Genomic DNA, 13709 nt, shown 5'->3' on the forward strand with positions numbered 1-13709 from the left:
CTGACAGATTTTTGAGGTTTTTGAAATGAATGTTTTGATCATTGGCAGCGGTGGCCGTGAACACGCCCTGGCCTGGAAAGTGGCTCAGGATCCGCGCGTGCAGAAGGTTTTCGTCGCGCCGGGCAACGCCGGTACCGCGATTGAAGCCAAGTGCGAGAACGTCGCCATCGACGTGCTGGCCCTTGAGCAACTGGCCGACTTCGCCGAGAAAAACGTTTCCCTGACTATTGTCGGCCCGGAAGTGCCGCTGGTGGCAGGCGTGGTCGATCTGTTCCGCTCCCGTGGCCTGGACTGCTTCGGCCCGACCGCCGGCGCTGCACAGCTGGAAGGCTCTAAAGCCTTCACCAAGGATTTCCTCGCGCGCCACAAGATTCCGACCGCCGACTACCAGAACTTCACCGAGATCGAGCCGGCCCTGGCTTACCTGCGTGAAAAAGGCGCACCGATCGTGATCAAGGCCGATGGCCTGGCCGCCGGTAAAGGCGTGATCGTTGCCATGACCCTGGCCGAAGCCGAAGACGCCGTGCGCGACATGCTCGCCGGCAACGCCTTCGGCGACGCCGGTTCGCGCGTGGTGATCGAAGAATTCCTCGACGGCGAAGAAGCCTCGTTCATCGTCATGGTCGACGGCAAGAACGTGCTGCCGATGGCCACCAGCCAGGACCACAAACGTGTTGGCGACGGCGACAGCGGCCCGAACACCGGCGGCATGGGTGCCTACTCCCCTGCCCCGGTGGTCACCGCCGACGTGCACCAGCGTGTGATGGACCAGGTGATCTGGCCGACCGTGCGCGGCATGGCCGAAGAAGGCAACGTCTACACTGGTTTCCTGTACGCCGGTCTGATGATCGACAAGGCCGGCAACCCGAAAGTCATCGAATTCAACTGCCGCTTCGGCGACCCGGAAACCCAACCGGTGATGCTGCGTCTGCAGTCGAGCCTGGTGCTGCTGGTCGAAGCCGCTCTGGCGCAAGCGCTGGACAAGGTTGAAGCACAGTGGGATCCGCGTCCGAGCGTCGGCATCGTACTGGCCGCTGGCGGCTACCCGGGCGACTACGCCAAGGGTGCGGCGATCAACGGCCTGGACGCAGCCGCAGGCCTGGAAGGCAAAGTCTTCCACGCCGGTACGGCGCTGAAGGATGGCAACGTGGTAACGGCCGGTGGTCGCGTACTCTGCGCCACCGCCATGGGCGCCAGCGTGAGCGAAGCGCAGCAGCAAGCCTACAAGCTGGCCGCCGCCATCGACTGGGAAGGTTGCTTCTACCGCAAGGACATTGGCTACCGCGCCATTGCCCGTGAACGTGGCGAAACGCAGGAATAAGCTGTCCTTCACGTCCGGCGCGGGATGCAGTCCCTCGCCGGGCTGTTCCGCCGCCGCGCATCGTTATATTCTGGCATCAACCTACGAAGGGATTTCGCCGTGCGCTGGCTCAGGATTGCCATAAGTTTCACCGTCACGTTGCTGACCTTGCTCTGCATGCTCCCGGCCCAGGCCGCGCAAGGCAGTGGCTGGTCGGTATTGCTTGACGATCAGGGCAATCTGCAACTGAGCGACATCCGCTCGGCTCGCTACACCAATCAATTCAGCCCCATCGAACTTGATCGCCTCACGGCGGCTGAGCCCGATGGCGCACTGTGGCTGCGCTTCAAACTGGCGCCGGGCAAGCACGAACAAGTGCTGCGGATCTTTGCCCCCGACCTGTCCAACCTCAGTCTCTACGTGCTCGACGGCGACAAGCTGATCGAACAACGCACCTCCGGCACCCAGCAGCCACAAGTCGAACGGCCGCTGCCGAGCAGCGATTTTCTGCTGCCCTTGCCGCAGAGCGACAAATCCCTCGATGTTTATCTGCGGATGGTTTCCGACCATCAGCTGCGCCCGCACATCACCCTGCAATCGGCGGTGATGAGTGCCGCCAACCAGAACCAGACGCTGATCTTCGGTCTGCTGTTCGGCTGCCTCGGCATGTTGCTGCTGCACAATCTTGTGCGCTACGCCTACTCCCGCTCGCGCAGCAGCCTGTGGCTGGCGGTCTGCGAAGGACTGCTGGGCCTGAGTCTGTTGCTGTTGCTCAACCTCGCCGGCCCGTGGTTGCCGAACTGGCACGCGATCCAGACCCCGGGCGCCTATCTGGCGTTGCTGCTGACCGCCCCGGCCGGGCTGATGTTCGCCCTGCGCTTCTTCGCCCCGCTCGGCCCGCACCCGCTGAACAAACTGTTGCTGGGCGACATTCTGTTCATCGTGATCTGCAGCCTGCTGCTGTTATTCGTCAACACCCTGCCGCTGAACATCATCACCTACGCGCTGGTGGCGCTGGCCGGTCTGAGCATGTTGCTGGTCGGCTTCTATCACTGGCAGAAGGGCTACCGTCCGGCGCGGCTGTTCGTTGCCGGGATGGTGGTGTTCAACATCGGCACGCTGATTATTTTGCCGGCCCTGCTGGGGCTGACCCTGGTGGCGCCGCAAGGCCTGATCATGACCCTGATGGGTTTCATCTGCATCAGTGGCTTGCTGATGAGCATCGCCTTGGGTGAACGCCAGCGCAGCATCACCGAAAGCCGGTTCAGCATCAGCCGCGATCTTGCTGCGAGCAATGCCGAGATCAACGCCAAAGCCGAATTCCTCGCCAAGATCAGCCACGAAATCCGCACCCCGATGAACGGCGTGCTGGGCATGACCGAGCTGCTGCTGGGCACGCCACTGTCGGTCAAGCAACGCGATTACGTGCAAACCATCCACAGTGCCGGCAACGAACTGCTTACGTTGATCAACGAGATTCTCGACATTTCCAAGCTCGAATCCGGACAGATCGAACTGGACGATGTGCAGTTCGACCTCAACGCGCTGATCGACGACTGCCTGAGCATCTACCGGGCCAAGGCCGAACAGCAGAACGTCGAGCTGATCAGCTTCATCCAGCCGCAAGTGCCGCGCGTGATCAGCGGCGACCCGACCCGCTTGCGCCAGACCCTGCTGAGCCTGCTGGAAAACGCTCTGAAGAAAACCGACGAAGGCGAAGTGCTGATCGTCGTCGCCCTCGACGAACGCAGCGTCAAACCGCGCCTGCGCATCGCCGTGCAGGACAGCGGCCAGCCAATGGAGGCGGAAGAGCGCGATGCGTTGCTGCACGCCGAACTGCACAGCAAACACTTCCTCTCGGCCAACCGTCTGGGTGGCAACCTCGGGCTGGTGATTGCGCGGCAACTGATCCGCCTGATGCACGGCGAGTTCGGGATCAAGAGTGGCGCCAATCAGGGCAGCACCTTGTGGCTGACCCTGCCACTGGACCCGGATCGCCTCGAACACCCGACCTCCGACCTCGACGGCCCGTTGCAAGGTGCGCGCGTGCTGGTGGTGGACGACAACGATACCTGCCGCAAAGTGCTGGTGCAGCAATGCAGCGCCTGGGGTCTGAACGTCAGCGCCGTGCCATCGGGCAAGGAAGCGCTGGCGCTGCTGCGCACCAAGGCGCACCTGCGCGACTACTTCGATGTGGTGCTGCTGGACCAGAACATGCCCGGCATGACCGGCATGCAACTGGCGGCCAAGATCAAGGAAGACCCGAGCCTCAATCACGACATCCTGTTGATCATGCTCACCGGCATCAGTAACGCGCCGAGCAAGATCATCGCGCGCAACTCCGGGATCAAACGCATCCTCGCCAAACCGGTGGCCGGCTATACGCTCAAGACCACGCTGGCCGACGAGTTGAACCAGCGCAATAAAGGTCAGGTAGTGTTCCAGCCGCAAGTGGTCACTCCCGCTACGGCGGCCAAGGTGCCGAGCGATTTCCGCATTCTCGTCGCCGAAGACAACACGATTTCGACCAAAGTGATTCGCGGCATGCTCGGCAAACTCAACCTGCAACCAGACACCGCCAGCAATGGCGAAGAGGCCCTGCAGGCAATGAAGGCCCAGCGTTACGATCTGGTGCTGATGGACTGCGAAATGCCGATCCTCGATGGCTTCTCGGCAACCCAGCAACTGCGCGCGTGGGAAGTCAGCAATCAGCGCATCCGCACGCCGATCGTCGCGCTGACCGCGCACATCCTCGCCGAACACAAGGAACGTGCGCGTCAGGCCGGGATGGATGGCCACATGGCCAAACCGGTGGAGCTGTCGCAACTGCGCGAGCTGATCGAACACTGGGTAGCCCAGCGCGATCAGCAGAACCGTACGGCGTCGACCTTTTAAGCAGGGGTACCACGCCAGTTCGAGCGTGACTCAATCGGCTGCGCCGTTCTCTTCGGCTGGAACGTCTTCATTCAGCCTCAACAGCGCCACGTTAGCTTCAAGCCTGTCCTGGACTTTCAGGGCGATAGCTGCGCGAACCGGCCCATAGAGCGTTTCGGACAAATTGGCACTGGCAGAGCGTCTGCAAACACTGCCGCGAATATCCTCAGCCTGGAATAGCTCGGCCAAAGGGTTGTCAGCGAGAATCCGTCCAGTCGCAAATTCGATGTAGACGCTGCTCATCGACATCGGCGAGTGCGCCACGACCACCAACAGCCGTATGATTCTGGAAACATCTGACTGATCCGTCGATGCATCGCTGGCGCCTTTCTGCATGTAACCACGCAGCAGCTCTAGTGCCGGCTCGCTTGCGGAAAGTGCTGCCAGTCGACGCATGACTGCGTTCGCAACGCCACATTGCTCCACAGCACCCCCGAACTCAGGAGCGACCACCCAGTCAACGACAGACACGCTGTTACCCTGTGCGACGGACAGATCCAACCGTGCTCTGAAATGTCGCAGCCAATATTTGTCCAGAAATTCCATGTAGACGTCATACCAGCCAATACCCGGATCTTTCTCAAGTTTCTTGTTAGCCGCCAGTTGCGCCAACAACAGAGAGTTTATTAAATCCTGATAGCGCTCCGGTTTGTCTGCCGGCGGAATCATTACAACGGCACCCGCAACGATCAAAACGGAATATTTGCAATTCATATAATCGCCCCCAAAAAAAAGCAGTCGACCTTCGACTGCTTTTTTCGATTTATCAGATATCAATATCTTCAATCTGATCGATACCCACCAGCTTTTTCTTGATCGTCTCACGCACTGCGTTGGCGACGTCGGTGTTTTTGGCAAAGAAAGTTTGAGCTCGATACAAACTTACATTACGAACATCGACATCCACGAACATCACTTTGGTAGAGGTGTTCTTGCGCAGAAAACGCACCGTTCCCAGCGCCATGATTGCCTCACCGTCGAGTTCGACACACGCTCCGGTCGAGATGCCGCCCACGCCGTGGTCCAGCAAATTTCGCTCATAAGCGGTCAACGCAGCAGTGTCCCGTTTTTGCAGGGCCGAGATTGCATCACCCGCGACCTTCAGCATCAGAACGCTGGTTGGCCCTGGCAGTGCAACATTAGCAAGCACGGAACCCAGAATCTCCAGTACCAGCTTGTCCATCCGCACACTCGTGCCTTCGATACTGAGGTCATTGTAGTACTGATCGACAGGCGTCCAGCCAGCGAGGGTCATCACCTCACGGAACCGCTTATACCACTCTCGGCCCTGATGCTCTTCGGGGTATAGCTTGTTCGCTGCACGTGTGGCGAACAGAAGAGCGTTCTGGGCATCCGACTTGTTCTGATCCGAAAGTTTGCCAGAAAAACCCATTGTGACTTCGCCGACAACAGAGCCTTTCGACGGTGCCTCGATTTCGTCCCCTACAGCCAACAGGCCACGAGAGCGAATAACTGGCGCACCCACATCACAGGCTTCAATCGCGTTAATACAGGAAGAGATATAAAGCTCATTAACGATTTGACCATGCACAATAAAAGTCCTTATTAATTAGTAGGCAAGCCCCTCTTGAACTTGCAAGAAAACAATAAACAAACAAGCCCAGCACTACAAACTCAAATCTGTAACATCTTATCCAGCAAACAAGATGCAACTAACAACATCACACAAAACAACTATCAAACAAAAAACGAAAAACCGACTGCCTCGCGCAGAATCTTCTGCACACACAAGCAACTAACCGACTGATAGACTCGCCGTCATCACTCTCCGGATGCGAGTCGCCCTCATGCTCCACGTGTTATTCAGCGTTTACCTGAAGATGCTGGTGCTCTACAGCCCGTTCTTCGTGTTGTCCTGCTTCATCAGCCTGACTCGTGGCTACTCGCGCAAGGAACAGCGGCGCCTAGCCTGGAAAGTGGCGATCGCCACTCTGATCTCCAGCGTCTTGCTTTATCTGTTCGGGCGGGTGATTTTCGATGTATTCGGGATCACTGCGGACGCATTCCGCATCGGTGCCGGCAGCGTGCTGTTCATCTCGGCATTGGGCATGGCGCAGGGCAAGCCTGTGGTGCAGAGTGACAACGTGCAACAGGACGTGACGATCGTCCCGCTGACCATCCCGCTGACCGTCGGCCCGGGCACCATTGGCGCCCTGCTGGTGATGGGCGTCAGTCAGCCGCACTGGGACGACAAACTGACCGCGATCATGAGCATCACCCTGGCCAGTTTCACCGTAGGGGTGGTGCTGTATCTGTCCAATCACATCGAACGGGTGCTCGGCGATCAGGGCCTGCAGATCGTCAGCCGGCTGATGGGCCTTTTCGTCTGCGCACTGGCGGCGCAGATCATCTTTACCGGGATCAAGGGCTATCTGGTGTCCTGAACGAAAAAGGGCTGCGGAGAAAAATCTCCGCAGCTCGGTCTGATCTGCCAGCTCGCAATGGCTTACTGGTCGATGGACAGCCCGATCAGCGCGCCGAGTTCCAGCAGGGGTTCCGTGGCCATCGCACTCATCAGCTCCTCCAGGCTAACGGTCACCGAGATTTCGTCAGGTAACGCAATCCCGAATGTCACCTGCTGTTGCCGTGCCGCATCAAGGCTCGTGGCATTGCGCAAGATGATGCTGCTTCCCGAATCGGGATCCGTCAGCAGCAAATGGCCGTCGGACCTCGAGACCAGCCATCGCTGCATCGGCTCCAGTGTCAACGCCAGATGAATGCCTGCTTCCTCGGCGTCGACAATCAGGCAATCAAGCCGATCCCAAGTCTGTCGGGCCAGTGAAAGGTAATCTGCAGATTTCGCAAACTTGAGTACCAGTGTATCGACGCCATCCGGAATCGCTACAATCCTGCCCGATGAGCCAATACCGTCGATAACCAGCGTATCTGCAATCCGGCTGGCCGCTTCCACAGTCATCCATATATCGATGGGGGTAATGTCTTCACTGGTATTGCTGAACAGTCGGCCCGTTACAGGGTCATGCAGCACCAGGGTCTGATCGTTCGCCACGCCCAGATATTGTGGCCATTCACGTCCTGACACCGCGACACTGAGCAGACGGCCGGCTGCGACGTCATACCAGCTGCAAAGATTATCGCTCCTGCCCGCAAAGAGGTAAGGACCGCTACGCTGACCGGCAAGCAGTCGCGTCAGCTTTTGCTCCCGCGCCTGACGAGACGCCAGGCCATTGAAGAATTCGACTTCCACACCGACGATACGCGGTGGCTCGCCATCGACCAGGTTGAACAGCACGTGGTCATGCCGGCGGACGTGCAGGCCGGCTCCATGGGGCACGGCCCAGGCAAAAGTGTCCCGCGGCATGACTCGCTGCATCGGGGCCAGCAAGTGCGCCTGCAGCAGACGTGTCCCCGAACCGAATGCCGCCGCCAGGCTTTCAGGCGCCATGAAGGGCTGACGATAGATTCGTCCGGATGCCCAGTCCATCATCCACGCCGCTTTTTTATCTGGCGTCAGCCTCAACACGCGCATGGCTTTGCCCGCCGTGTCGGCAATCAGAAATTGCTGATCCAGATAGATGACATACAGCGATGTCTTGCCCGTTGCATCGCTGATACCTCCGACTTCCACGCCATCGGCGGACCCGTTCTGAATGTCGGTCCCGACCGTTTCCCACCACTTGAACCCTTGCCCAGTGCGCTGCTGGCGGGCCGACAGCCATGCGTGATTGAGTCCCACCAGCCGGGTCTGGCCGTCGTCATTCATCTGGAACAGCATGCCTTCGTCAGTGAGGATGACGTATTGTCCGCCCTGGCGGTGCACATGCTGCACCTCAAGGTGCAAGACACTTTGTGCAAACATCTCGGGCATCTGATCCGCTGCGCCGATGTGCTGTCGATAAACAAGGCGATGGCCCAGATGATGAAACAACACTGTATCGCCGCTTGATTGAAGCGGATCAAGCAGCACCCAATCGAGAAAGTCAGGTGTACCTTCCGTATTGCGCAGCACAGGCCGAATGACGCGCTCATCTTCACTGCGCACCCAGGCTCGGGTGGCTTTGCGCAAATTCTCGTCGAAGGTGTCGATCGTAATCATTGCGCCCAGTGTGAATTCCACTCTCTGGTCATCAAGTACCTCATGGTATGGGTAGTCGTGCCGTCGGAGGAAATCCGAAACATTGTCGCGTCCTTCACGAATGATCCACGGATGGTCTGAATTCATATCGGAGATCGCAGTAAGGGCGAGGTAGTCTTCACCGAGCAGGTAAGTCAGCTTGTAGAAGCTTTTCCACATGTCTTCAAAGCGCTGGACCACCTGCAGCAAACCCTCTGGCGTCGCCTGAATCGAAACAATGCAGGGATTTTTTGATGAATGTATTTTCATCACCCGGTAAGTGCGCTTGATCTGCCCGGTGACCAGATCCGTACGCCAGATGATTCCCTGCGCCGGGCAGTAATAAAACATCTCCTCGCCGGTCTTCGGGCCGATGCAGATCTGCGCCGCATACTGTGGGTCCAGTCCGCGCACCAGGTGCATGGCATCTTCGGTGTGGTCGTACCAGGCCGTGGTACGAACACCAGTCAGGGCATCGTGATAGTTGCGGATGACCGTCGGGCCATCGGCCAGACGATGGGCGCGGGCGAGTTCGCGCAAATGCTTGCGTGTGGCCGGGCCGTCGGCATCGTTGAGCGCGTCGAGTTCAGCAAAGAGCAGCGCGCCCGTTGCCCAGCCAACCTGGTAGAAGCCCTCCGCAAGTTGCAGGTACACGACACTCCTGGCGGGCACCTCCACCCGCATCGAGCCCAACTGAAAAGTATCCTGTTCCAGCTTCACCGCCGCCGCACTCACCCATGGGGCACGCAATGACCACGTCATTGGATCATCGGAGGAAACCTGCAGCCGCAACGACTTGACGCCCTCGGTCAAGGTGATCGAGCAGTGCCCGCCAGTGGCATCGATGTCATAGCAAAGGTAACCGTGCACCTCCTGCGGCAATGGGGGGACGTGCAGAAAACGCTGATCAGGGCCAATCGCAACGCTGACGCGGGTTTCCTCGTAGTTGGGCACCATTTTTTCGATGATGTATTCGGTCGGCAACCGGTAAAAAGTGAACCAGAATTGCCGCTTGCCTTCCCTGTCGTGCTCCAGCGCCAAAGCCGTTTCCAGGTTTTCCCTAAGTGTTGTCGAAAAGGGTAGACCACCGTATTCGTAGCCCAAGAAGCACTCTGGCAAACTCGGCAGCACGACGCTTTCAATACCGGGAGTCATATCGAGGGAAATCGTACCGCGAAGGTCGAGAGTCTCTCGAATGCTGAAAGCCTTGCTGCGATCCCCAACGATCTTCGGCGGATGCAGATCGGAGTAATCGTCCGCTGCGAAAATTTTGTGGTGACCGAAGGTAATGAGCCCTTTGCGCAAATCAAGCCCGGTATAAACCGCACAAGGATTGGCAATGTAGGTATCGCCTTGCACCGAATGGCTTTGCGGTCGATAGGCCGAATGCACATCATTCAGATACCGGCCGATCCGTCTTCCACGTTCTGCCCTGGCGCTGAACCCCTCGACCAGGGCGCCGATGCCCACCGCCAGCCCGCCCAGAATCACCCCGGCGCCGCCGAGGAAGGCCGCCGCCGTGCCCGCACCGGCAACACCGGCGCCCAAAGCGCCAACACCCAGCGCCAGCCCAGCTGAATCGAAGGCCAGCTGCGTGGCATAGACCGCACGCTGGATATCGTTTTGGGCATTGACCAACAGATAAATGTCGAAGCCGATGCTGGCCAGCTGCAAAACGGTTCCGACACCTTCGTTCAAGACGTTGCCCAGTGCATTACCGACAATCGACGAGGTGGTTTTGGCCACCCGCAAACCGTCGGTAAAGGCATGACGCACCAGATTCAGCAGTTGTACTGCGTCGACCACCAGCCCGTGAGCCATCTGCGCGTAGGCCAGGTAACCGTGGATACGTACTGCCGACGTCAACGCGGTCGACCCCATCCCGGACTCCGCGTTCTGCAAGCCGAGCAGCAGGGCTTGAATGGCAAATCCGGCATTGAGCGTGTGCACCGCACCGACATCCGTCGGATCGATCACTGGCGCCCCCGCCCGTCTGCCGGACAACGCTTCAAAGGTATCGCTCAGGTAAGACTTGATCCCTTGCAGGCGCGTGTCATCGGTCTGCACTGTGCGTGTGCGCTGCGGATCACTGGCACTGACCATGGTGATTTCGCTGCGCCCTCGCGCAGTGCTCTTCAGGGAGTCGAACACCGGAACGAAGTCACGAGACAGTTGATGCTGGTCCTGTAACCGCAGGGTCGCGCTTTCGATCGTCCGCGCCCACTTGTGGCTGTCCACACTGCTCAGCGCCTGTCCCAGACGCGCGTTCTCTGACAAGGAACGCGCGCGCAAGGCGGCATGCTGACTCCAGGGTTCGACGGCACGCCCGCCACCCAGCGGATCACTGCTGAGCAAATGCTCAACGCTAATTTCCGAAGGCAACGATTTACCGGCAATGCTTGCGCCGTCGAGTTCGATGACCTCGAAAACGCTGGCAGCCCCCCGTTCCAGACCATAAAGCCTGGCAATCACTTCCTCCTGCATGAAGCGCTGGACGCCTTGTTGCAGATCCTCGATCCGGGCGAACGCATACAGCCCGAAGTTGGGATCGTAGAAGCGATAGGATGTCTCGCCTTGCGCTAGAACCTTGCTCACCAGCATCGAATGATTGTCTGTGTTGAGCAACAGGCTGCCGGCAGCGGTTTTCGCTTCCAGCGTCTGCATCACAGTGGCCAGGTTCGCCGCCGGCCTCTTCTCGCCGAATCGCGCCATGGGTACGCCACGCAACTCGTCCAGCACCTTGAGCAGGGCATGGGCTTGCGGTGCGTCGGGAGTGAGATTGGCAATCGCCAGTTTGCCGATCAGCGCGCGCTCGGCCGAAGCGCCTTTCTCCAGCGCGGCGGCCATCACCAGCGCCAGTGGATAGCAGCGTCGGCCCGGATCCCCCGCACCGCGCAGCAGCAAATCCTGCGGCAATTGTCTGGCCGTATGCGCACCCGCCTCGAAGAACGTCTCGCGCACTGCCGCACCCCGCGCAAGGATCGACGCCCGGCGCTCATTCACGGCGGCGACCTCGACCCGACTCACGTACTCGCGCCATTGCCGCACGCTGATCGGTTCGGCAAATGCCTGCGCCTTCAGCACCCTGGAGTTCTGCCCGAGCGATTCGCGCTCCGATGCATTGACTCGTGCTTCCACCGGTGCAGGATCGCGATTGAGCAGTGTCTGTTCGATCACCTCGTAGCGCGCGACCAGGCCACGGTCGCGAGTATCTTCGGCAAAGGCGACGGTGGTTGCCCAGGCGTCTGCGAACCCGACCTGATCCAGTGTTGCGGCACCGAACAGGCCGCCGAACATCACCCGATGCAACGGGCTCAACTGATCCAGCGGCAACTTGCCCGCCGCGATGCGCGCCAAGGCCTCGTTGAGGTTACCCAGTGACTCGGCCCCCATGGACGTTGGAGCTTTGTCGACTGTCTGGTTCAGCACCTGCTGTCGAGTATCAAAGTTGAGGTGGATGGGAACGTTGAACGTCACATCACCGGTCAAGCGGTCATTCATGGCCCGTACAAACGGCTCACCCAGATCATCAAGCAGTTGCTGCAGGACCGAAGTCAGCAACACTGATTTTCCTTCTATGACCGGCCAGCCAAGTTTGAACGTGAGGGTCCGCTCTTTCAGCAAGTCGGCCAGATTACCGGCGTAGCGCGACTTGACCTTGCCCGAATTCCACTTCTCATGTTCTTTTGCCAGCCAGTCTTCGGGGGTATCCTTGACTGCCCAGCCGGAGATCATTTCTTCTTCGGTAAAGACGTTGAAGCCGTCGACCTGCTTCATATGATGGCGAATGTTGTTCAGCTGTTCACTCTGCAGTTCTCTTTCGACATAGCCGATTACACCGCCTTCAAGTGCGCCCGGACCGGTCATGTAGATGGTGCCCAAGGCGTCGAAACGAATCCCGTCCTGATAATACTGAGCTATGGCGCGTATGAGCTTCTCTGATGAATATTCACGCGATGTATTGGGCAAGCGCCCATCAGCCTGTGCTTCAGAGACGACCTTGATTGCAATATCATCGACTGACGACACATCTGCTGGCGTCACGCCTGCGAGTATCATGCGGCGCTCAACCTCATACAGGCAGTCATAAGCCACCCGGATGAAGTGCATGCTCGCATTGACCATCTTGCTGCCAGGATGAGCCAGAACATAGGCATTCATTTCCTTCGACGACGGATTGCCCCAGGCCGCGCCGCGCCCGATGGCATCCTGGGGTAAAGACGTCGGCTGCGGCGAAGCGAAAATCTGCTCCACACCCGGCCTGCTCCGGGCAAATGCGCTCAGTGCCTCGAGATGCTCGGCGGGAATATGCCCGGTTCTGTCGACATAACGTTGCCGATCGCGCCCCGGCATCAAGGTATCGTCATGGTTGAGCAATAACTGCAGGACACCGATCTTCGCGTCTGTGCTGAAATCACTGATGTCCACGCCGCCCGGTCTCTCGATCAGCGGCGGCAAATAATCCATGTCGCTGTAACGCCCGCCCTCGAGAAACTCGGCCTGCAGTCGCACCACGTCACTGGCAGCAGCAAAGTTGCCGCGCATGGCGACTTCGCGCTGGTAGACGTCAGCCAGAAAATGACTGGCAAACTCCTGGCGAACATCGCGCAGGCGCAAGTCCTCACCCACCATGGCCTGATGCGAATCCAGACATTTCTGGCGGAAGGCTTCGAGCGTCGCACGTTCCTTGCCATAACCCCGCACCATCAGGTCGATCCGCGCCTCGTCTGCGCGTCCGGCCCAGCGTGGCTGATTCAGGTAGTCGAACATCTGCTGTTTGAGTACCCGTGCGCGGTCTTCGATCATTCTCGACAGTCCCGTCGGGGTTACCTTTTCGTCCTTTAATACCTTCATCGTGTCCGCACGGGCACTGTCGAGAATCACCCGATTCATTTCAAAGGCCAGCAGCGCATCACTGTCATACCAGAGATTGAATGCATATCCCTGCGACGCCAGTACCTTGCGCCAGATGTTCATGTAATCGCGCTGATTCGGCCCGACCTCACTGCCACCGACCCAGACAAAATGCATGATGCGCGGTATCGGTTTGCCAGCGGAGAGCATCTTCACAGTCGCACTCAAGCGGCGGTCGTAGTCGCCCAGTTTCAGGCGCAGTTTATTGACCTGAGCATCCGCGGCGTCCAGCTGTGGTGATTCAATCGCGTCCTTGAGCAATCTGATCGCTATCAATTGTTCTGCAAGACTGGTAGCCGCCGTAGCTCCGTCGTAGTAGCGCAAAGGAGCCTCCCCCAGGCTACCGCTGACGGACTCAAGTTCTGTGCGCGCAATAAGATCGGCGAACACTCTGCCCATCGTGACTTCATCCATAGTGCTCAATGCAATTTCCTTTTTTTTGGCCAAACGAACCCATCGCGACGA

Annotated in this window: 6 protein-coding genes; 3 read left to right on the plus strand and 3 right to left on the minus strand. The window is 58.8% G+C overall.

All coding sequences use genetic code 11. The features are described 5' to 3' along the window. Window positions 1-25: 25 nt before the first annotated feature. Window positions 26-1321: a phosphoribosylamine--glycine ligase gene (gene purD / locus CRO59_RS23625; protein ID WP_003221269.1), complete on the plus strand. Its 1296-nt coding sequence runs from the start codon at window positions 26-28 to the stop codon at window positions 1319-1321. A 99-nt stretch (window positions 1322-1420) separates the two neighbouring features. Next, window positions 1421-4195, plus strand: coding sequence for a hybrid sensor histidine kinase/response regulator (locus CRO59_RS23630; protein ID WP_097089908.1), 2775 nt, complete (start codon window positions 1421-1423; stop codon window positions 4193-4195). A gap of 30 nt (window positions 4196-4225) precedes the next feature. On the opposite strand, the gene CRO59_RS23635 is transcribed toward CRO59_RS23630, so the two are convergent. Together CRO59_RS23635 and CRO59_RS23640 are read right to left on the minus strand one after the other, a co-directional pair. Continuing rightward, the gene (locus CRO59_RS23635; protein ID WP_256578476.1) at window positions 4226-5020 is read right to left on the minus strand and encodes a hypothetical protein; all 795 of its coding nucleotides are present in this window, start codon (window positions 5018-5020) and stop codon (window positions 4226-4228) included. Next, the gene (locus CRO59_RS23640) at window positions 5001-5786 is read right to left on the minus strand and encodes a hypothetical protein (protein WP_027613586.1); all 786 of its coding nucleotides are present in this window, start codon (window positions 5784-5786) and stop codon (window positions 5001-5003) included. Before CRO59_RS23640 ends, CRO59_RS23635 begins: the two co-directional genes overlap by 20 nt. 256 nt (window positions 5787-6042) lie before the next feature. Between CRO59_RS23640 and CRO59_RS23645 the strand changes: the two genes are divergently transcribed. After that, window positions 6043-6639, plus strand: a complete 597-nt coding sequence (locus CRO59_RS23645) for a MarC family protein (RefSeq protein ID WP_027613585.1) — start codon at window positions 6043-6045, stop codon at window positions 6637-6639. A gap of 62 nt (window positions 6640-6701) precedes the next feature. Here the strand turns inward: CRO59_RS23645 and CRO59_RS23650 are convergent, their stop codons facing one another. Continuing rightward, window positions 6702-13658, minus strand: a complete 6957-nt coding sequence (locus CRO59_RS23650) for a TcdA/TcdB pore-forming domain-containing protein (RefSeq protein WP_256578477.1) — start codon at window positions 13656-13658, stop codon at window positions 6702-6704. Window positions 13659-13709 lie beyond the last annotated feature (51 nt).

The organism is Pseudomonas sp. LAMO17WK12:I5 (assembly GCF_900215165.1).
Taxonomy (GTDB): Bacteria; Pseudomonadota; Gammaproteobacteria; order Pseudomonadales; family Pseudomonadaceae; genus Aquipseudomonas; species Aquipseudomonas putida_A.

Excerpts from the sequence above, each read along its gene's own strand:
- purD (WP_003221269.1), top strand. The coding sequence starts at position 26 with ATGAATGTTTTGATCATTGGCAGCGGTGGCCGTGAACACGCCCTGGCC.
- CRO59_RS23645 (WP_027613585.1), top strand. The coding sequence starts at position 6,043 with ATGCTCCACGTGTTATTCAGCGTTTACCTGAAGATGCTGGTGCTCTAC.
- CRO59_RS23650 (WP_256578477.1), bottom strand. The coding sequence starts at position 13,658 with ATGGATGAAGTCACGATGGGCAGAGTGTTCGCCGATCTTATTGCGCGC.